Annotated in this window: 16 protein-coding genes and 1 riboswitch; of the genes, 15 read left to right on the forward strand and 1 reads right to left on the reverse strand. The window is 49.4% G+C overall.

The window, feature by feature from the left end:
• The first annotated feature begins 25 nt into the window (after positions 1-25).
• Positions 26-151, forward strand: a riboswitch (TPP riboswitch).
• The 7 genes from K2G41_RS03160 to K2G41_RS03190 all read left to right on the forward strand — a co-directional run bounded on the left by K2G41_RS03160 (position 142) and on the right by K2G41_RS03190 (position 10,687).
• Positions 142-2,376: a TonB-dependent receptor plug domain-containing protein gene (locus tag K2G41_RS03160; RefSeq protein ID WP_300114590.1), complete on the forward strand. Its 2,235-nt coding sequence runs from the start codon at positions 142-144 to the stop codon at positions 2,374-2,376. Its footprint overlaps the riboswitch before it by 10 nt.
• 57 nt (positions 2,377-2,433) lie before the next feature.
• A complete protein-coding gene (pnuC, locus tag K2G41_RS03165; protein ID WP_300114291.1) occupies positions 2,434-3,024 on the forward strand; it encodes a nicotinamide riboside transporter PnuC in 591 nt (196 codons plus the stop codon).
• A 144-nt stretch (positions 3,025-3,168) separates the two neighbouring features.
• The gene (gene dapF, locus K2G41_RS03170; protein WP_300114293.1) at positions 3,169-4,041 is read left to right on the forward strand and encodes a diaminopimelate epimerase; all 873 of its coding nucleotides are present in this window, start codon (positions 3,169-3,171) and stop codon (positions 4,039-4,041) included.
• Positions 4,042-4,200: 159 nt separating this feature from the next.
• Positions 4,201-5,427, forward strand: coding sequence for an LL-diaminopimelate aminotransferase (locus K2G41_RS03175; RefSeq protein WP_300114297.1), 1,227 nt, complete (start codon positions 4,201-4,203; stop codon positions 5,425-5,427).
• Between the two features lie 59 nt (positions 5,428-5,486).
• Positions 5,487-7,676 carry a glutamine synthetase III gene (locus K2G41_RS03180; protein ID WP_300114300.1) on the forward strand — a complete coding sequence of 730 codons (2,190 nt, stop codon included), beginning with the start codon at positions 5,487-5,489 and terminating at the stop codon, positions 7,674-7,676.
• Between the two features lie 90 nt (positions 7,677-7,766).
• Positions 7,767-9,656: an amidophosphoribosyltransferase gene (locus K2G41_RS03185; RefSeq protein WP_300114303.1), complete on the forward strand. Its 1,890-nt coding sequence runs from the start codon at positions 7,767-7,769 to the stop codon at positions 9,654-9,656.
• 56 nt (positions 9,657-9,712) lie between these two features.
• Complete coding sequence (locus tag K2G41_RS03190) at positions 9,713-10,687, forward strand: hypothetical protein (RefSeq protein ID WP_300114306.1); 975 nt, start codon at positions 9,713-9,715, stop codon at positions 10,685-10,687.
• A 22-nt stretch (positions 10,688-10,709) separates the two neighbouring features.
• Here K2G41_RS03190 and K2G41_RS03195 read toward each other — a convergent pair whose 3' ends face one another.
• The gene (locus tag K2G41_RS03195) at positions 10,710-11,585 is read right to left on the reverse strand and encodes a DMT family transporter (protein ID WP_300114309.1); all 876 of its coding nucleotides are present in this window, start codon (positions 11,583-11,585) and stop codon (positions 10,710-10,712) included.
• 544 nt (positions 11,586-12,129) lie between these two features.
• On the opposite strand from K2G41_RS03195, the gene K2G41_RS03200 reads away from it, so the two are divergent.
• The 8 genes from K2G41_RS03200 to recN all read left to right on the forward strand — a co-directional run bounded on the left by K2G41_RS03200 (position 12,130) and on the right by recN (position 20,323).
• Entirely contained in the window at positions 12,130-12,435 is a 306-nt protein-coding gene (locus K2G41_RS03200) for a hypothetical protein (RefSeq protein ID WP_300114322.1), read from the forward strand.
• A gap of 20 nt (positions 12,436-12,455) precedes the next feature.
• The gene (locus K2G41_RS03205; protein ID WP_300114324.1) at positions 12,456-13,958 is read left to right on the forward strand and encodes a leucine-rich repeat domain-containing protein; all 1,503 of its coding nucleotides are present in this window, start codon (positions 12,456-12,458) and stop codon (positions 13,956-13,958) included.
• Complete coding sequence (locus tag K2G41_RS03210; RefSeq protein WP_300114326.1) at positions 13,942-14,328, forward strand: hypothetical protein; 387 nt, start codon at positions 13,942-13,944, stop codon at positions 14,326-14,328. Before K2G41_RS03205 ends, K2G41_RS03210 begins: the two co-directional genes overlap by 17 nt.
• Positions 14,329-14,555: 227 nt before the next feature.
• A complete protein-coding gene (dnaN, locus tag K2G41_RS03215) occupies positions 14,556-15,689 on the forward strand; it encodes a DNA polymerase III subunit beta (RefSeq protein ID WP_300114328.1) in 1,134 nt (377 codons plus the stop codon).
• A gap of 46 nt (positions 15,690-15,735) precedes the next feature.
• A complete protein-coding gene (locus tag K2G41_RS03220; RefSeq protein ID WP_300114330.1) occupies positions 15,736-16,497 on the forward strand; it encodes a 3'-5' exonuclease in 762 nt (253 codons plus the stop codon).
• Entirely contained in the window at positions 16,494-17,696 is a 1,203-nt protein-coding gene (coaBC, locus tag K2G41_RS03225) for a bifunctional phosphopantothenoylcysteine decarboxylase/phosphopantothenate--cysteine ligase CoaBC (protein ID WP_300114332.1), read from the forward strand. Before K2G41_RS03220 ends, coaBC begins: the two co-directional genes overlap by 4 nt.
• The gene (locus K2G41_RS03230) at positions 17,693-18,601 is read left to right on the forward strand and encodes a DUF4835 family protein (protein ID WP_300114334.1); all 909 of its coding nucleotides are present in this window, start codon (positions 17,693-17,695) and stop codon (positions 18,599-18,601) included. Before coaBC ends, K2G41_RS03230 begins: the two co-directional genes overlap by 4 nt.
• Positions 18,602-18,661: 60 nt before the next feature.
• Positions 18,662-20,323: a DNA repair protein RecN gene (recN, locus tag K2G41_RS03235; protein ID WP_300114336.1), complete on the forward strand. Its 1,662-nt coding sequence runs from the start codon at positions 18,662-18,664 to the stop codon at positions 20,321-20,323.
• Positions 20,324-20,326 lie beyond the last annotated feature (3 nt).

Genomic DNA, 20,326 nt, shown 5'->3' on the forward strand with positions numbered 1-20,326 from the left:
TCGGCTGTATTTCAGAGAATTAGTTTACATATTTTAGGGGTGTCCGCCTTCTGTCGTGAGTGGCTGTCCGCTCATTGGAGGCAGGTCTGAGATTATACCCTTTGAACCTGATCCGGGTAATACCGGCGTAGAGAAAAAATGATGAAGAGATACCTTCTTCCTGCCCTCCTTGTATCCGGAGGCGTGTGTCCTGTATCCGCTGCTATAGTTGCGGATGAGGAGAGTGACTCATTGAATTTAGTGTTGAATCAGGTGGAGATCGTGGCTAACCGAGCCACGGCAAAGACTCCTATTGCCTTTACGAATGTCACCAAGCGCGAACTCGTAAAGAACAATGACGGCAGGGACATGACTTATCTCCTGCAGATGACTCCGTCAGTCACCACTACCTCCGATGCCGGTGGCGGAGTGGGCTATACGTCGATGAGGATCAGAGGAACGGATGGTTCGCGCATCAATGTCACGGCCAACGGTGTCCCGATCAATAATCCTGAGAGCCATAATGTCTATTGGGTCAATATGCCGGATCTCGCTTCGTCGCTCGGCGATGTGCAGATTCAGCGTGGTGCAGGCACATCGACCAACGGTGCGGGCGCATTCGGCGCGAGTGTGAATATGATAACTGATGCACCGTCCGAAGATCCATACGCTGAACTTTCTGGAGCGTATGGCGCATACAATACCAACCGCCAGACACTGCGTGTCGGGTCGGGGCTGCTCGGAGAACTTTGGAGTTTTGATGCGCGTATAAGTCATCTTGGGTCTGACGGATATATCGACCGTGCGACATCCGAACTATGGAGCTACTTCGGACAGGCTGCCTATTCCGGTTATAATACAAAGGTACGCCTGCTTGCCTTCGGTGGTAAGGAAAAGACTTACATGGCTTGGGACTATGCTTCAAAAGAGCAGATGAAGGAGTTCGGCCGTCGTTACAACCCGTGTGGCGAATATACGGACAAGGATGGCAATGTGGCCTATTATCCTGATCAGTACGATAACTATATCCAGCATCATTTTCAGTTGCTGCTCAATCAGCGTCTTGGCGAGTTCTTCCATCTGAATGCTACCTTGCACTATACTTGTGATGACGGGTATTATGATCAGTACAAGACGAACCGTACACTGGAGGAATACGGACTCGTCCCGTTTGTCGATGCTGACGGTGCTACAATTAAGAAATCAGACCTCATACGTCTCAAAAACAATGTCAATCATTTCGGTGGCGGTCAGCTCAACGTCAATTATGTCCGTGACGGGTGGAATGTGGTGCTCGGTGGTGCGGCTACTGATTTCAAGGGCCATCATTTCGGACAGGTGAAGTGGGTTCGTAATTATGTAGGACCTATTGATCCCTTGCAGAAGTATTATGATAATACCGGCCGAAAGTTTGACCTGAATTTCTTCCTCAGGGCGAATTATGAGATCAACCGACAGTTTTCGGCCTATGCCGACATGCAGTATCGTCATATCCATTATACAATAAAAGGGGCATCAGACAATTGGGACTGGAACATTGCCGCGCCCGCTGTTCTGGATGTGGATCGCCGGTGGAATTTCTTTAATCCTAAGCTCGGACTTAACTATACCTCCGGGAGTCATCGTGCGTTTGCGTCGTGGGCTGTGGCGCAGAAAGAACCTACGCGCGACAATTTCACTGACGGTGATCCTGCTCACAGACCGGAATCCGAACGCCTGAATGATTTCGAAGCCGGATATACTTTCAATCATAAGCTGTTCACCTTAGGTGTAAATCTTTATTACATGCTTTATAAGGATCAGCTTGTGGCCACAGGTGAATTGTCGGATACGGGTAATCCCATAAGCGTAAATGTCCCTGATTCCTATCGTATGGGCGTCGAGTTTCAGGCTGCCCTTCGCCCCTGCCAATGGTTTGACTGGCAGTTCAACCTCACGCTTTCTCGTAACCGCATAAAGAATTTTGTTGAATACATCTACGAGGACGAGTGGACCAATCCTATCTCTTTTGCGCTCGGCGACACTCCGATTGCCTTCTCGCCTGACCTGATTTTCAGTAACGCTTTCAACTTTAATTTCCATGGAGCTGATGCGTCGCTTCAGAGCCGTTATGTCGGAAAGCAGTACATGAACAATGCCAAGAGTGAGGAAGCACGCCTTGACGCATATTTTGTAAGTGATCTTCATCTTGGTTACACGTTCAAGCACCTTCAGGGCATAAAAGAAATGCGCCTCGGCTTATCGGTCTATAATCTGTTTAATAAGAAGTATTTCAACAACGGTTATGCCGGAGCGGGTTATTACGTTGATGGAGGAGAGAAGATCATATATCGTTATGCCGGCTATGCCGCGCAAGCTCCGACCCATGTAATGGCTACGGCAACTCTTCGTTTCTGATATGACCTTGTACTCATCGATATTCTCAATGGAATGTCATAGCCTGTACGTAAAAATATGAATTTCGACAGCATACTTGAAATTTTCGGTTTTACCGTCGGTCTGCTATACCTTTGGTGGGAGTATCATGCCGATGCCAAAGTGTGGCTTGCGTCTGTGATCATGCCTATGATCTCGATGTGGATATATTATTCCAAGGGACTATATGCCGATTTCGGTATAAATATCTACTATCTTGTCATAGCTGTCTATGGTTTCATTGTCTGGACACGCGGATCGGCAGGTACGGCGAAAAAACCTCGCCAGATTACCCATGCATCCATTCCGGTGTGGGGTGGTGCAGTGGCTGCGACAGTGATCCTGTGGATAATGATATGGTGGATTCTCGTTCATTTTACCGATTCCACTGTTCCGGTTGCTGATGCCTTTACCACCGCTCTTTCGATAGTCGGTCTTTGGATGATGGCACGCAAATATGCCGAGCAGTGGCTTGTATGGTTCGTGGTGGATATAGTATGTTCATGTCTTTACTATTATAAAGGTCTGAATTTCTATTGTATCCTCTATGCCGTCTATACTGTCATCGCTTTGCTTGGTTATCGCAAATGGCTGCGTCTCATGAAAGAACAAACTGTTGAACCGTCATGAAAAATACAGCTATGAAATGTTAAAATCTTAAAAGTTGATGATGTTTTGCGAAAAATTGCGTCCAAAACGCTTGTAATTGTAGCAAAATGCTTAACTTTGCATCGATTTCTGATAATTTAACTGTAACAGAAATCACTTTGCATTATGACATCATCCGCTAAGAAAGCCCCGGAGGTGATTAAGTTCACCAAAATGCACGGCATAGGGAACGATTACATATATATTAATTGTATGGAATCAGTCCCCGAAAGGCTGCCTGATCTGGCCATCGAAATGAGCGACCGTCATTTAGGCGTTGGTGGCGACGGAATAGTTCTGATATGCCCATCGGAAATCGCTGACTTCAGAATGAGGATGTTTAACAACGACGGGTCTGAAGCCCGTATGTGTGGCAACGCCTCTCGCTGTATAGCAAAATATGTCCACGACCACGGACTCACTGACAAACAACGCATAAACCTTGAAACCCTTTCGGGTATCAAGGTTTTGTCGCTTAATATGAACGATGAAGGTGAGGTGGAGAGTGTGACTGTCGATATGGGTGAACCGGAACTCGAAGCTGCTTCCGTGCCTGTTGTTACAGCATCTGAGAAAATGATTGAGGAAACAGTCGAGACGTCGTCCGGCTCTGTGAAGGTTACAGCAGTGTCGATGGGCAATCCTCACGGTGTGATTTTTGTTGATCGCATTGAAGATGTGGATTTCGATAAGCTCGGACCGGAACTTGAACATCATCCTATGTGGCCTGACAGGGCTAACATCGAATTTCTCCAGATACTATCACCGTCCGAAGCACGCATGAGAGTGTGGGAGAGAGGTACTGGCGAGACTCTGGCTTGCGGGACAGGGGCATGTGCCTCCGCAGTCGCGGCTGCCTTGACAGGACGTTGTGACCGGAAGGTCACGATCCATCTCCGTGGAGGAGATCTGACCATAGAATGGTGTGCCGACGGCCATGTCATGATGACAGGTAGCGCAACAGAAGTTTTTGAAGGTAATTATTACCGACAACGCTGATCTGATATGATTATCATATAGGTGAATATACCGTGTGTCTTTCCGACGCGGTGGAGTATATTTACCCCGATTAATCATGAAAGGACAGATTGTTTTTTTGTTTCGCAGTCATAATATTTCTAAATTTGTATTCTAATTAAATAATCCTATTGGTAACCAATGTTTAGGATCAACGATAATTTCACGAAACTTCCGGCTTCATATCTTTTCAGTGAAGTCGCCCGCAGGGTCAAGGCTTACTCAGAGTCACATCCCGATGTCGAGATCATCCGTATGGGTATCGGTGATGTCACCCGCCCGTTATGTCCGGCTGTCATTTCCGCGCTTCATGCTGCAGTCGATGATGAAGGGCGAGGGGAGACGTTTCATGGCTACGGCCCGGAACAGGGCTATGCGTTTCTGAGCGAGAAAATCGCTGAGACTGATTATCGCAAGCGAGGCATAGATATTGAACCCGATGAGATTTTTATAAGTGACGGCGCGAAGAGTGATACCGGCAACATCGGAGACATCCTCTCGACCGCAAACATGGTTGCTGTCACAGATCCGGTATATCCCGTCTATGTGGATACGAATGTGATGGCCGGACGTGCCGGAGAGCTTGGTGCTGACGGTCGTTGGAACAGGATAGAATATCTCCCTTGTACGTCAGAAAACTCTTTTGTCCCCTCATTGCCGGTAAATAATCCTGATGTGATCTATCTGTGCTATCCCAATAATCCGACGGGAACCACACTTACACGCGCGCAGCTGAAAGTATGGGTGGATTATTGCAAGGAACATGGTGCACTCCTGCTCTTCGATGCCGCTTATGAGGCATATATCCGTGAGGAAGATGTTCCCCATTCGATATATGAAATAGAAGGAGCAAAGGAAGTCGCCATTGAATTCCGCAGTTTTTCAAAGACGGCAGGTTTCACAGGCATACGTCTCGGCTACACGGTCGTTCCCAAGGCTCTGAAAGGTATGGATGCCAACGGTGAGAAAGTTGCTCTCAACGGCCTCTGGCGTCGTAGGCAGACTACCAAGTTCAATGGTGCGAGCTATCTGACACAGCGTGGAGCGGAAGCACTCTATACACCGGAGGGTCAGCGTCAGATGAAAGAAAGCGTTGACTATTATCTTGAAAATGCAGCCATGCTCCGTGCCGGTCTTGCCGAGGCCGGTTATGAAGTGGTCGGAGGTATAAATTCCCCTTATATATGGCTGAAGACACCCGGAACAATGACATCATGGGAGTTTTTTGATTATCTGCTTGACCGTTATCATATAGTCGGTACGCCCGGCAGTGGATTCGGTCCGGCAGGCGAGGGTTATTTCCGCCTGACAGCGTTCAATACACATGAAAACACTCGCCGTTGTGTTGAGCGTCTGTCCGGAAAATGAGATCAATACATCAACCAATCATAGAATCAAATATTTTTTTAACATAATAACATACAGTTATGTCAAGCTTAAGGTTTAAAGTTGTCGAAGAAGCGTCCAATCGCAAGGCTGTTCCCGTAGATATTCCCAAAGAGCGTCCGCAGGAATATTACGCCAGCAAAGTTTTCAACCGTGCCAAAATGTATGAGTATCTTCCGATTGATACCTACAAGGAACTGATCAACGCCATCGACAACAAGCAGCCTATCTCGCGTAAAGTTGCCGACAGCGTGGCTGAAGGGATGAAGCGTTGGGCCATCGACAATGGCGCACGCCATTACACTCACTGGTTTCAGCCTTTGACCGAAACCACGGCCGAGAAACACGACGGATTCGTCGAGCACGACGGTAAAGGCGGAATGGTCGAGGAATTTTCCGGCAAGCTTCTTGTCCAGCAGGAACCGGATGCTTCAAGCTTCCCTAACGGCGGTATCCGCAACACTTTCGAGGCACGCGGTTATTCGGCGTGGGACATCTCGTCGCCGGCATTCCTCATGGACAATACACTCTGTATCCCCACGATCTTTATTTCATATACAGGCGAGTCGCTTGACTATAAAACCCCGCTTCTGCGCGCGCTTTCAGCCGTTGACAAGGCAGGAACAGCCGTGGCACGTTATTTCGACCCTGAAGTAAAGCATGTGATTTCCAACCTCGGCTGGGAGCAGGAATACTTCCTCGTTGATGAGGCTCTCTATGCCGCACGTCCTGACCTCGTGCTCACCGGACGTACGCTCATGGGTCACGAGTCGGCAAAAAACCAGCAGCTTGAGGACCACTACTTCGGTGCCATCCCCTCACGCGTGGAAGCTTTCATGCTTGATCTCGAAATCGAGGCTCATAAGCTCGGCATTCCTGTGAAAACCCGCCATAATGAGGTTGCTCCCAATCAGTTTGAGCTTGCTCCGATTTTTGAGGAGACAAACCTTGCGAATGACCACAATATGCTGCTCATGTCGCTCATGAGCGAGGTGGCACGCCGTCACAACTTCCGTGTGCTTCTCCATGAGAAACCGTTCGCAGGCATCAATGGCTCTGGCAAGCACAACAACTGGAGTCTCGGTACTGATACGGGTACTCTTCTTTTCGCTCCCGGCAAGACTCCTAAGGAAAATCTCCAGTTCATCACTTTCGTGGCCAATGTAATGGCGGCCGTTCACCGTCACAATGCACTTCTGAAGGCTTCGATCATGTCGGCTACCAACACCCATCGTCTCGGTGCTAACGAAGCTCCCCCCGCCATCATCTCGATTTTCACCGGCAGCCAGCTTGCCGATATTATCAATAAGATCAAGAATTCAGATAAGGACGAACTGATTACACTTGCAGGTAAGGATGAGCTTAACCTCGGTGTGGCTCAGATTCCGGAACTGATGATTGACAATACTGACCGCAACCGCACATCGCCTTTCGCTTTCACCGGTAACCGTTTTGAGTTCCGTGCCGTAGGTTCAAGTGCCAACTGTGCTTCCGCAATGATCGCACTCAACGCTGCCGTGGCCGAACAGCTCGCTGATTTCAAGCAGAAGGTCGATTCCCGTCTTGAAGCTGGTGAGGAGCTCCAGCACGCTCTTCTTGCCGAGATCAAGGCTCTGCTTCTCTACTCTGAGGCTATTCACTTTGACGGTAACGGATATTCCGACGAATGGAAGGAAGAGGCCGCGCGCCGCGGTCTTGACTGCGAGACCAATCCCGCGCTCATCTTTGATGCCTACCTCCGTCCCTCGTCCATAGAGATGTTCCGCAAGACCGGTGTGATGAACCATGTCGAGCTTGAGGCCCGCAATGAGGTGAAGTGGGAGATGTACACCAAGAAAATCCAGATTGAAGCCCGTGTGCTCGGCGATCTCGCTATCAACCATATCATCCCGGTAGCCACCCGCTATCTCTCAATCCTTCTTGACAACATGGTCAAGATCCGCACCCTCTTCCCCGGCGATAAGGGTGAACAGCTTTCGGCTCAGGATTCAGTGACTGTGGAGAAGATCATGCACCACTGCTCTGTCATCAAGGAAGAAGTAGCCAAGATGGTCAATGCCCGCAAGGAGGCAAACAAAATCCCGACAGAACGTGAAAAGGCTCTCGAATACTCGCGCAACGTCGCTCCCTGTCTTGAAGTGATCCGTTATCATATCGACAAGCTCGAACTTATGGTGGACAACGAAATGTGGCCTCTGCCCAAGTATCGTGAACTCCTCTTCATCCGTTGATGATAATCTTACAGGAATAGAATGAAAACTATCACCGCTCTCCGACACTAACTGGTTTCTGAATAGTGCCGGAGGGCGGTTTCCCACAATATGGAGATACTTAAACATGAGTGCGGTGTGGCGATGATACGCCTGCTGAAGCCGCTTGAATACTATAAAAAGAAATACGGCACTTACGCCTACGGTATCAACAAGCTTTATCTTCTTATGGAGAAACAGCACAACCGCGGGCAGGAGGGTGCCGGTATCGGTGTCGTGAAGATGTATTCCGTGCCCGGCCACGAATACGTGTTCCGTGAGCGTGCTCTCGGCAAGGATGCGATTCAGGAGATTTTCGAGACCGTCAAATGTAAGCTTGACAAAGCTGATATCACTGATCACGATGCGGAATGGGTGGAGCGTTATGCTCCATTCCTCGGAGAGATCTATATGGGTCATCTCCGCTATTCGACCACCGGAAAAAGCGGCCTGTCATACTGCCATCCTTTCCTCCGTCGTAACAACTGGCGTTCGCGCAATCTGCTGATGTGTGGCAATTTCAACATGACCAACGTCGATAGGGTGTTTGAGAGTGTGGTTGCCTGCGGGCAGCATCCGCGCATCTACAGTGATACCGTTGTCCTTCTCGAACAGCTCGGCGATGCTCTTGATAAGGAAAATCACCGCATCTACCGTCAGTATCGTGACTCGATGGACGGTCAGAAGCTTACCGCGACGATAGAGGATAATCTTGACATGAAGCGTGTGCTTTCAGCCACTGCTCCGCAGTGGGACGGTGGTTTCGTCATCTGTGGTGCTACGGGATCGGGTGATATGTTCGCTCTTCGTGACAGTCATGGTATCCGTCCGGCCTTTTATTATCATGATGACGAGGTGGTGGTACTCGCCTCCGAGCGTCCTGTCATCCAGACTGTTTTCAATGTGGCGCGTCGTGATGTCCGCGAACTTGTGCCCGGAAGTGCGTTGATTGTGACTAAAGCGGGTCAGATTTCCGTTACAGACGTACTCGGTGAGGGTGAGAACCAGCGTTGCTCCTTCGAACGTATATATTTCTCGCGCGGAAGTGATGCCGATATCTATCGTGAGCGCAAGCGTCTCGGCGAGAATGTGGTTCCGGCTATAATGAAGAGTATCGGAGGTGATCTTGACCATTCGGTGTTCTCGTTTATACCGAACACCGCCGAAGTAGCGTTTATCGGTATGATAAGCGGTCTGATGTCGGAACTCGACAGGCGCAAGATGCAGGAGATCCTTGATGCGCAGAAGGCTGGACGGCTTGATGCGGCGACGCTTGACAGGATTATGAACCGTGATCTGCGGGTCGAGAAGGTTGCCATCAAGGACATCAAGCTCCGTACGTTCATAGCCGAAGGTGAGGCGCGCAATGATCTTGCGGCGCATGTCTATGACGTGACCTACGGAATTGTGGAAAACGTGGTGGATAATCTTGTCGTGATCGACGACAGTATCGTGCGCGGTACCACTCTCAAGCAGTCCATCCTCAAGATGCTTGACCGCCTGCATCCGCGCAAGATCGTCGTGGTCTCCTCGTCGCCTCAGGTCCGTTATCCCGATTACTACGGAATAGACATGTCGCGCATGGGTGAGTTCATAGCATTCCGTGCGGCTGTGGAGCTTCTGAAGGATCGTGGTATGAGCCATGTGCTTGATGAGACTTACCGTCAGTGCAAGGAGCAGGAAGGTCTCCTTGACATAGAGATCCGCAATTGTGTCAAGGCTATCTATGCACCTTTCACGCAGGAGGAGATCTCGCGCAAGATCGCCGGGATGCTTACTGCCGACGGATCGATCAACGCCGAGGTGGATATAATATATCAATCGCTCGAAGGTCTGCGTGATGCTATCCCCACCTGTCCCGGTGACTGGTATTTCTCCGGCGATTATCCCACTCCCGGCGGAGTGCGGCTGGTCAATCGCGCATATATTAATTTTTACGAAGGAAATACGGAAAAACGATGATACGCCCGTCCTCTCTTCTCACTTCCGTCGTCTTGGCTGCGGCTGTAATGACGACTATGATTTCCACCCGGTCAGTGTCCGCCCAGTCGCGGACGCTGACCGAGCGCGTTTATTTCCCGTCGCCGGTTGAGTTAAGGGATTCATCCATTACCGTGCCTCTCGATACCTCGGCCGCTGTGAGGAATTGCCGTGTGGATGTACGCGGAGCAATGTCGGGGATAGGGGAGCGGCCCGGACTGGCACGGGCTTACTGGGGGCTGAAACTGATCGGCCCCTCCGACACCATGACCGTCACGCTCCGCCATGGCAACAGCTCATTCGGAGATATTCTTGACCGCCGTGTGAACATGCTCACTGTAGCGCGTGGCAAGGATGTGATTTTCGAGAAGGATATTGCGGCCTTTGAATCCTCGTCGGGGGTGTATAATACCTTACGTCTCGATCTCGACCGTCAGAACGGCGAATTGAACATTAGCGGTGGAGGGAAAAGCGTCACCGATATATGCGCTCTGCCAGTCGGTAGGCTCGCCATCCCCTCTGCGGTGACGGTCTGGAGTCAAGGTGTGCTTGATGTCGCATCCCTTTCGCTTGAAATATCCCTTTCGCCTGAACAGGCTCTCGCTTCCGGCTGGACGCAGGAAGCGTTGATGGATCATCTTCGAGCATCAACCGATCCGGTGGAAGGCTATTGGCAGTATCTTGACCGTGAGAATGATCCTCGGTATGCCCGTCCGGGAGGACGCTATCTGCTTGCTGTGGTCAGGAATCCTGATAGTGACGTAGATGGGAATTATGACATCCTTTATGTTGATGGCGCGGAGACTTGGCGTGACCGTTGGCATCCGATGATGATTAAAGGCCGTCTGCGCCCCACGATATTCCTCGATCACTATGATCTCGAATGGACCGATGCTGTTTTTGAGACAATTGACCGCGACATTCACGCCACCATTACCGACAGGTCGATCCTTACGCTGTCATTCCCATTGCTGAAAACGACCATGCGCTTCTCTCGCATGCCCATGAAATGATCTTCTGCCTGTCCTCTATGTCTTAGAGGCTACCGATGACGAGGAATGTCAGGCCTATCAGCAGGAGGGTGAGATCGATGAGTTTGAGGCGGATATTCTTTTCATGCAGGGCTATGACACCATAGAAAAACGAGACGATGACGCTGCCGCGACGTATCATCGACACAACCGCTATCATTGAACCTTCAAGTGAAAGGCTGTAGAAGTAGGCTATGTCAGCCACGGTGAGGAAGAGCGAGATCAGCGGGATGGTCCATCGCCATTGCAGCGGTGTGCCGCCTTTCTTCCCGCGCAGGATCAGACCGATCGTTATGCCCATTATCACCATCTGATAGAGCGAGTACCATGCCTGAACTTCGAGGGGCTGATAGCGTGTCAGCAGATATTTGTCATAGAGCGCGCTGACCGCGCCCATAGCCGTAGCTCCGATGGCCATCCACACCCATTTGTTGGATTTCAACGAGATCCCCTCCTTGCTTCCGACGCGGCTTATGAAGTAGAGTGACCAGAATCCGAGTATCACACCGGCCCACTGCCAGAGATTGAGCCGTTCGCCGAATATGATCAACGCACCGACGAGCACCATTACCGGACGTGATGCATTGACCGGCCCTGCTATCGTCAGCGGCAGGTGCTTTATGCTGGCATATCCTAAGAGCCATGACGAGAGTACGATGGCCGATTTCAGCAGTATCGCTCCGTGGCCTTCAAGCGTGTTGCCGAGACCGTAGTTGCCGTGGCTTATGCCTATTATGATTACAGGAAGCATGAACAGCGATCCGAACACGGTGTTGAGGAAGAGCACGCCGAGCACATTGTTGCGATCGACCGACAGTTTCTTCATCACGTCATAAAAACCGAGACAGAGAGCTGAAATTATGGCAAGACCTACCCACATGATTGACTTGAATTAGATGGTTTTATCAAAAAATCGTGCAAAGTTAGCTAAAACCGTGCTGATTTTAATAAACAGAATCAAAAAATCATGTGAAACCATCAGAATAAGATTTTGTAAATTAACGAATAAATATCTAAATTTGCATCGCAAACCACTACGCAGAACCTCAGCAAGAGAGGAGCGGGAGGGTTGGCAGACATATTTTTTAGAAAAGCGTTTACCATGACGCTCTTTCTTGACGTTCCGAAATCTGGAAAATTTCAAGTTACAGTCAAGAATGTAGCAAACGGTAGATGCCTTGTGGGTATGTTATATCCGTATGGCATGGTGTCGGTGACACTATGGCTGTATGCCTATATACATATTTGCGTGAGGCTTCTGCGTGTTTGCTCGTTCAACTGTAATGGGCATTCCAGAGCCTCGGAACGTGGGACGAGCAAACGAGTAAGATTCCCCACGCTTTTTTTATGCCTATTTGTTAACGCTTTAGCTGCGGGGAAGCGGGCAGAATATTCATTACCGAATGCCAAGGGATAAATTAAAAATGAAACAGCCGGATGTCAATACAGCCATCGCTGAGACATTCTGCAAGCAGTTCAAGGATCTGAAGTTCGGACGAGATCTCGAGTTTGTCGAGATTGATCGCTCCATGCCACCTCTATTTCAGCTCAACGGGGAGTTTGAGGGTCGTGGGGAGTATGACTTCACAGGGCTTGCCAAGCTCTTTATCGAAAACAATGGATTTAATCAGTCGGCTCGATATGATATTTCGGGAAAGGTCGAGGTTAGAGAGGTGGATGGCTCGCCTGTTGTAGAATTTGTTAGCTTATTAATTGCAAGAAAAGTCTAATTTAACGAAAAGAACGAGAAATGAAAAAATTAATGATTTTGGGCGTGTTTTTGCTCTCCGTGCTGTCAGCAGCAGCATACGATTTTGAAGTGGATGGACTCTATTACAATATTTTGTCCCCTGCAGAGTGTGAGGTAACGACGGGAGAAGAAAAATATGTAGGAAATGTCTCAATCCCTAGTACTGTTAGCTATAGAAATAGAGAGCTTTCGGTTACTAGAATAGGTGACGGTTTCACAGGTTGTAGCGGTCTGACCTCGGTCATCATCCCCAATTCGGTTACTTCAATAGGTTCCGGTGCATTCTCAGGTTGTAGCGGTTTGACATCGGTCGTCATCCCAAATTCAGTTACTTCAATAGGTGTCAGTGCATTCTCAGGTTGTAGCGGTCTAACCTCGGTCGTCATCCCTAATTCGATTACTGAAATATGGTGGGATACATTCAAGGATTGTAGCGGTCTGACTTCGGTTGTCATCCCCAATTCGGTTACTTCAATAGGTTACGATGCATTCTCAGGTTGTAGCGGTCTGACCTCGGTCGTCATTCCCAATTCGGTTACTAGAATAAATTACGGTCCATTTCCATTACAAAGTAACGGTACATTCTCGGGTTGTAGCAGTCTGACTTCGGTCGTCATCTCCAATTCTCTTACTTCAATAGGTTGCCGTACATTCTCGGGTTGTAGTAGTCTGACCTCGGTCGTCATCCCCAATTCGGTTACTTCAATAGGTGACGGTGCATTCATAGGTTGTAGCGGTCTAACCTCGGTCGTCATTCCCAATTCGGTTACTGAAGTAGGTGCTCTTGCATTTTCGGAATGTAAAAGTCTTAAAGAAGTGACTTTTGAGTGCTCATCCTCCACATTAACCCTATCTTTCGATAAATGGGATGTTGATAAAAACATTATTGATACATTTAGAGGATGTACTCTACTAACCAATCTCCTTATAGGACGACCACTTAACGTGGAGACATACAGAGATGGCCAACATTATATATGGGGTAGTCTATCTTCAGCAATCCCACTTTCTCAGATTACACATTTAACGATCTTAGATGGAGTAGATCTCAAAAAATTCTTTTATTATAATGACAAACTGAAAGCTAAGCTAACGACTTTAAAATTAGAGAAAAATATAACAGGATTTGGACTTTATGATTCTTATAAGAGTTCATTGAGTGACTATTCTAAACTTGAAACTATTATATGTGAGGATCCTATTCCGACACCGGACTGTCCGACCTTCAGCAAAACTCAATATCTTAATATTAAAGTCTATGTCCCGAAAGGTTCTTTGGCTGCATATCAAAATGCCGAGGGTTGGAAGAATTTCTGGGATATTATTGAGATGGAAGAATCCGGAATTGATTCTGTAACCAATAATTTGGAGTGTACGGAGATTGGGCGTTATGATCTTCAGGGACGTAAGGTTGCTGATGACGATTACAATGGAATTGTGATTGTGAAGTATTCAGATGGAACAGCTAAGAAAATAATAAACAGAAATGGAAATGCAAAATAATGTGATTAGTAAAGAGGATATTGCTAGGGAAATTCAGAAACATTTTGCTGATGTAGCTCGTCTCCGACCATTTTCAAAAATGGTCAATCCTGCTATCAAAGTGGAAAATTACGGATTCATTCCGGTCGATTTGCCGGAGTATGAGATTCGATCCATCGAACAGTCTCCAATTGATAAATGCCTTTATGCCTTTAGTGCAGAAGGAGTGGTTTTATTTGAAGATAAAGCCAGCGGTATTACTCAGGAGCAGAAGGTCGAGTTCGGCGGAATAGCGCGGACTTGTGATAAGAATGGAGCATTAGCAATTGATGCTGTCACCATAGATTATATCAATCCTCCTTTCCCAAATTTGAATGTCGTGGAGGACTGAGGATTCCCAGATAGATGTCTTTCATTTGACTGAATGATTAGGAACTTGGATTAATGTTGCTGAGGCGATATTTTATCCAAGTTCTTTTTTTGTGTTTATGAGCATAAATCCTTTTAGAGGACTTTTGATGTCTTAATATGATTTTGTCATACCATTTTCGGGTGTCGTTTTGCTTATTGGGAAAATTATGCTAACTTTGTGGGATAAAAACTCTAAAGCAATCAGCAATGAAATTCACAGTTCCAAGCAAGACGCTTCATAATTTTGCCTCATCGGTCAGCAAGGTCATCAACGCCAAAAATGCGCTGACCATCCTTAACAATTTCCTCTTCTCGATCGAGGGGAATGTGCTGACTATCACCGCTTGCGACGGCGAAAACATACTCTGCGGACGTATTCCCATCATGGATGTCGAGGGTGAAGGTGAGTTCTGCATCGATGCGCGCCGCATTGTCGAACTGCTCCGCGTGATGCCCGAACAGGAGCTGAATTTCACTATTGACGATGTGACACTGGCCATAGAGATGTCGCACCCCGACGGATCATATAAATTCATGGGTCTGAAAGGTGCTGAATACCCCCATCCCGACCGTAGCACGCAGTCGGAAAACGTGCTCACTTTCAAAGCTCCCGGTTCGGCACTGCTCCGCGGACTGGAATTTACATCGTTCGCAGCCGGAACTGACATGCTCCGTCCGCAGATGATGGGCGTGTATTGGGACATCAAGCCCGATAAACTTATCTTCGTAGCCACCGATACCCACAAACTCGTGCGTTTCGAGGATTCGAGCCTCACGCCCGACATTCAGGGTTCGTTTATCCTCCCCAACAAATCGACCAACGTGTTCCGCAGCGTGTTCACCCGCGATGAAGAGGTGACCGTCAAACTCGATCCGCAGATCGGTGTGATCTTCGAGACGGACACGTTCACATTCGAGAGCCGTCTCGTCAAGGGCCGCTTCCCGGACTATACACGCGTGATTCCCGAAAACAATCCCTTCACGCTTACCGTCAACCGCCATCTGTTCACCACCGCCGTGCGCCGTGTGAGCCTCTTCGTGGATGAAGGTCACGGTCTCATCAAATTCAACCTCACGCCCGAACGCATTACTATCAAGGCGTCGGACAACGAGTACAACACCTCCGGTGTCGAGAATCTCTCGGCTGATTTCACCGGCAAGAACATGATCATCGGTTTCAGCTCATCCTATCTCTCGGAACTCGCAGGAGTCCTGTGGACCGAGGATATCATCTTCAAGCTCGCCGATCCCTCGAAGCCCGCAGTCATCGTCCCGACCGAGGACAAGCCCGACACCCGTCTGACCATGCTCCTCATGCCGATGAACGTGACCGATTTCTAAGTAGATCGATTCAAAGCCATTCCCCTGTCCCATCAAGTAACTACAGATGCAACTGAACCTGAAGAAACCGATAGTCTTTTTTGATCTCGAAACTACCGGTGTCGATATACTCCATGACCGCATAGTCGAAATCTCACTCATAAAGGTTATGCCCGGAGGTGAGGAGATCGAAAAGACCCGGCGTGTCAACCCCGAAATGCACATCCCGGAGGAGGCTACGGCCGTCCATCATATCACGGATGATGATGTGAAGAATGAACCTACTTTCCGCCAGATTGCCCGCTCACTCGCAAATGAGATGATGGGCTGTGACATTGCGGGCTATAACTCCAACCGTTTCGACATCCCTATGCTCGATCAGGAGTTTCAGCGCGCAGGCGTGAAATTCGATTTCTCGAAAGCACGTTTCATAGACGTGCAGACAATCTTCCACAAGAAGGAACAGCGCACACTCGTGGCCGCCTACCGTTTCTACTGCGGAAAGGAGCTTGACGGCGCGCACTCGGCCAACGCCGATACCCGTGCGACCTACGAGGTGCTGAAAGCGCAGCTTGACCGCTATGACGATCTTCCCAACGACATCGAGGAGCTCAGCAAGTTTGCCCGCACCAACCGCAATGTCGATTTCATGGGGCGCATAATCATGGATGACAATGACCGTGAAATCATTAATTTCGGTAAATACAAGGGGCGTCCGGTCATTGAGGTGCTGAAGAAAGATCCGTCGTACTATGACTGGATTCTCAAAGGCGACTTCGCGCAGAATACCAAGGACTGTTTCACACGCATAAAACTACGCATGAAATGAGCACTCTTTCGGGCAAGCACATCATCCTCGGCATCTGCGGTGGCATAGCTGCATATAAATCCGTCTCGCTTCTGCGTCTGCTCGTCAAGGCCGGTGCGGAAGTGCAGGTGGTCATCACCCCCGCCGGTAAACAGTTCATCACTCCGGTGACACTGTCGTCACTGAGTCAGAAGCCAGTGGTGAGTGAATTTTTCACAGCCAATACCGGCGAATGGCATTCACACGTGGACCTCGGACTGTGGGCCGACTGCATGGTGATAGCTCCTGCCACGGCCTCCACCATCGGTAAGATGGCCCACGGTATTGCCGACAATATGCTCGTCACTACCTATCTCTCGGCGAAATCACAGGTGTTTGTCGCTCCGGCCATGGATCTCGACATGATGGCTCATCCATCCACGACGGCCAACATCGCGCTTCTGCGCAGCTACGGCAATATCATCATCGAGCCGGAGAGCGGGGAGCTTGCGAGCGGTCTCGTCGGCAAGGGACGCATGGAGGAACCGGAGAAGATCGTGGCCGTACTTGAAGAGTATTTTGCTAAAAAAGCCGATCTCAAGGGTAAGAAGGTGCTCATTACAGCGGGGCCTACCCACGAGAAGATTGATCCCGTAAGATTCATCGGAAATTATTCATCGGGCAAGATGGGCTATGCGCTTGCCGAAGAGTGTGCCGCACGTGGAGCTGAGGTTACGCTGGTGAGCGGTCCTGTCTCGATCAGCATCTCGCATCCTGCTGTCAAGGTGGTCAAAGTCGAGTCCGCGCGCGAGATGCTTGCAGCCTGTGAGGAGGTATTTCCCGAAAGCGACGTCGCTGTGATGTGTGCGGCCGTGGCTGACTATGCTCCCGCCGAGGTTGCTGACCGTAAGATCAAGCGCGAGCATTCGGAAGTGCCGGAGATCCGTCTCGTGAAGAATCCTGACATAGCTGCCACGCTCGGTCAACGCAAGACTGCGGCGCAGCGTCTCGTCGGATTCGCTCTTGAAACCGACAATGAATTGGACAATGCGCAGGAGAAACTTGTCAGGAAGAATCTTGACATGATAGTCCTCAATTCCATGCGTGATAAAGGTGCGGGATTCGGAACTGACACCAATAAGATCTCTATAATAAAAGGTGGCGGTTCGCGCTTGGACTTCGGACTAAAATCCAAGCGGGAAGTAGCCGCCGACATAGTTGACGCAATTCTTGATCTATGAAATTTATCCTCTCCCTCTTAATAATTCTCCTTACCTTTTCTGTCGCCTCGTCACAGGAACTGAATTGCCGTGTCGAGGTGAACACCGCGCAGCTTGAAGGGTCGAACAAGAATATTTTCGAGACTCTTCAGGGTGCGATAAACGAGTATGTCAACACCACGCGGTGGACGCAGGCACAATTCTCGCCCAACGAGAAGATAGAATGCACGCTGCTGTTCACCATTACTAAATATGATGAATCGACTGGCAATATGGAGGGTACTCTGCAGGTACAGTCCAGCCGCCCGGTCTATAATTCCTCATATCTGACCACGCTGATCAATTTCAAGGACAATAACGTGGCGTTTACCTACAGTGACGGCGAACCTCTTCTCTATTCGGAGACGAGTATGGAGAGTCAGCTGACCCAGATACTGAATTTCTACATCTATCTCATACTTGCCGTGGATTTCGACTCCTTTTCTCCGAAAGGAGGTGATGTGTATTTCGAGCGGCTGGAGACCATAGTCCATCAGGGACAGTCGTCGGGTGAGACAGGTTGGAAAGCATTCGAGGATACGAAAAATCGTGCCGCCGTCCTTGCTTCATTTACCGATCCGGCCACAAGAGCTATCCGTGATCTCTATTACGAATATCATCTTCAGGGATTGGATCAGATGTCGGTGAGTCCGGATAAGGGCCGTAAGACAATCGACACGTCGCTTGACGTGCTCACTTCTGTGTTTCAGGTCGCACCGATGTCAGTAGGGCTCTCGATGTTCAAGGATGCGAAGCTCGATGAGCTTGTCAATATCTACAGCAAAGCTCCTGCCGACGAGCGTGAACATGCCTATCAGGTGCTTTCGCCGATATTCCCTACGGAACAGAACCGTCTTGAGAAACTGAAACGTGGCGAGACTCCTTGATTATACCAACAGATACCTTAAAACTCTCTTACTCACATAAAAAAATAGGAATATATTACAGTGCTTGAATCACTCCACATATCGAATTACGCGCTCATTGACCTTATCGACATAAGGTTTCATGAGGGTTTCAATGTGATCACCGGCGAGACCGGAGCAGGTAAGTCGATCATACTCGGTGCGCTATCTCTGCTTCTCGGAAGCAGGGCGGATACGCGTGTCGTGACCAATCCGGAGGCCAAAAGTGTCATCGAAGCTGTATTTACGGTCGATGACTATCCCCTGCTGAAGGATTTCTGCCTGAAGGAAGATATCGAATGGGACGATGAGCGATGCATACTCCGCAGGGAGATTTCTCCGGCGGGGCGTTCGCGCGCGTTCGTCAATGACTCGCCTGTACCGCTCACTAAACTGCGCGAGGTGAGCATGCATCTGATTGACATACATTCCCAGCATCAGAATCAGCTGCTTGCAACTCCTGAATTTCAGCTTGACGTGATAGATACGCTTGCGTCAAATGCGCAACGCCTGCGTAATTATCAACTCCGTTTCAACTCGCTGCGCGAAGCGGTGAAGCGGTTGAAAGCCATGCGTGCCAAGATTGAGCGTTCGCGCGAGGATGAGGAGTTTACACGTTATCAGCTTGAACAGCTCGAAGAGCTGGATCTCCGTCCCGGAGAGCAGGCTGAGCTTGAACGCGAGCGTGATGTGCTCAACAACCTCGGTGCCATCAAGGCGGCTCTATCAAAAGCTATCGGTTCACTTGACGGTGAGGAGGGCGGTGCGTTGAGCATGGTCGATAATGCTGCGGAAGCATGTGAGGATCTCGATGAAGTGCTTGACGCTTCGGATAATATTGCCGAACGTCTTGAATCAGTAAGAATCGAGATCTCGGACATAGCATCGACTCTTTCGGGCATAGATGAGAACCTCGGCGCAGATCCGGGGACACTCAACGCTATAGAGGAACGCCTCAGTTCCATCTATTCTCTCTGCCATAAGCATCATGTGGATGATGCCGACGGTCTGATCGAGTTGCGTGACTCCCTCCGTGACAAACTCAAGGCTCTTGATAATTCAGACGGGATGATCGAGGAGCTTGAGCGCGAGGCCCGGCGTGCGAAAGCTCTTGCAAAGGAGAGTGCGATGGAGATATCCGCGGCCCGTAAGGAAGCTGCCGAAAAGTTCGGCCGGCGTCTCGCCGAAGTGGCGATGCCTCTCGGCATGAAGAATCTGCGTTGTGAGATCCGTGTCTCTCCGTCGGACATGACGGCGACAGGAATCGACAGTGTGGAATTCATGGTAGCCTTCAATAAGAATCAACCTCTGATGCCTGTCGGTGCTACCGCTTCGGGTGGTGAGATTTCGCGTCTCATGTTGTCCATCAAGTCCATCATTGCATCAAGTATGCAGTTGCCGAGTATTATTTTTGATGAGATTGATACCGGAGTGTCGGGCGATGTGGCCAACCGCATGGGTGTGATGATGCTTGAAATCTCACGTACAATTCAGGTGACAACCATCACACATCTTCCGCAGGTGGCTTCAAAAGGCGGACATCAATATCGCGTCTATAAGGAGGATGACGAACACTCGACCCATACCCGCATAGCTCTGCTGACCGATGAGGAACGTGTCCGTTCGATTGCGGCTATGCTTGGCGGATCGGAAATAGATGATGCCGCCCTCGCTGCCGCGAGGAGTCTGTTGGGACGGAAATAATCA

Origin of the sequence: Duncaniella sp. (assembly GCF_029056165.1) — a bacterium.
Taxonomy (GTDB): Bacteria; Bacteroidota; Bacteroidia; order Bacteroidales; family Muribaculaceae; genus Duncaniella.

What these genes read in the sequence shown, in the direction of transcription:
- K2G41_RS03175 (WP_300114297.1), top strand. Translation starts at nt 4,201, where the DNA reads ATGTTTAGGATCAACGATAATTTCACGAAACTTCCGGCTTCATATCTT.
- K2G41_RS03160 (WP_300114590.1), top strand. Translation starts at nt 142, where the DNA reads ATGAAGAGATACCTTCTTCCTGCCCTCCTTGTATCCGGAGGCGTGTGT.
- K2G41_RS03190 (WP_300114306.1), top strand. Translation starts at nt 9,713, where the DNA reads ATGATTTCCACCCGGTCAGTGTCCGCCCAGTCGCGGACGCTGACCGAG.
- K2G41_RS03195 (WP_300114309.1), bottom strand. Translation starts at nt 11,585, where the DNA reads ATGTGGGTAGGTCTTGCCATAATTTCAGCTCTCTGTCTCGGTTTTTAT.
- K2G41_RS03185 (WP_300114303.1), top strand. Translation starts at nt 7,767, where the DNA reads ATGGAGATACTTAAACATGAGTGCGGTGTGGCGATGATACGCCTGCTG.
- K2G41_RS03180 (WP_300114300.1), top strand. Translation starts at nt 5,487, where the DNA reads ATGTCAAGCTTAAGGTTTAAAGTTGTCGAAGAAGCGTCCAATCGCAAG.
- K2G41_RS03205 (WP_300114324.1), top strand. Translation starts at nt 12,456, where the DNA reads ATGAAAAAATTAATGATTTTGGGCGTGTTTTTGCTCTCCGTGCTGTCA.
- K2G41_RS03220 (WP_300114330.1), top strand. Translation starts at nt 15,736, where the DNA reads ATGCAACTGAACCTGAAGAAACCGATAGTCTTTTTTGATCTCGAAACT.
- dnaN (WP_300114328.1), top strand. Translation starts at nt 14,556, where the DNA reads ATGAAATTCACAGTTCCAAGCAAGACGCTTCATAATTTTGCCTCATCG.
- pnuC (WP_300114291.1), top strand. Translation starts at nt 2,434, where the DNA reads ATGAATTTCGACAGCATACTTGAAATTTTCGGTTTTACCGTCGGTCTG.
- coaBC (WP_300114332.1), top strand. Translation starts at nt 16,494, where the DNA reads ATGAGCACTCTTTCGGGCAAGCACATCATCCTCGGCATCTGCGGTGGC.
- K2G41_RS03230 (WP_300114334.1), top strand. Translation starts at nt 17,693, where the DNA reads ATGAAATTTATCCTCTCCCTCTTAATAATTCTCCTTACCTTTTCTGTC.
- dapF (WP_300114293.1), top strand. Translation starts at nt 3,169, where the DNA reads ATGACATCATCCGCTAAGAAAGCCCCGGAGGTGATTAAGTTCACCAAA.
- K2G41_RS03200 (WP_300114322.1), top strand. Translation starts at nt 12,130, where the DNA reads ATGAAACAGCCGGATGTCAATACAGCCATCGCTGAGACATTCTGCAAG.
- K2G41_RS03210 (WP_300114326.1), top strand. Translation starts at nt 13,942, where the DNA reads ATGGAAATGCAAAATAATGTGATTAGTAAAGAGGATATTGCTAGGGAA.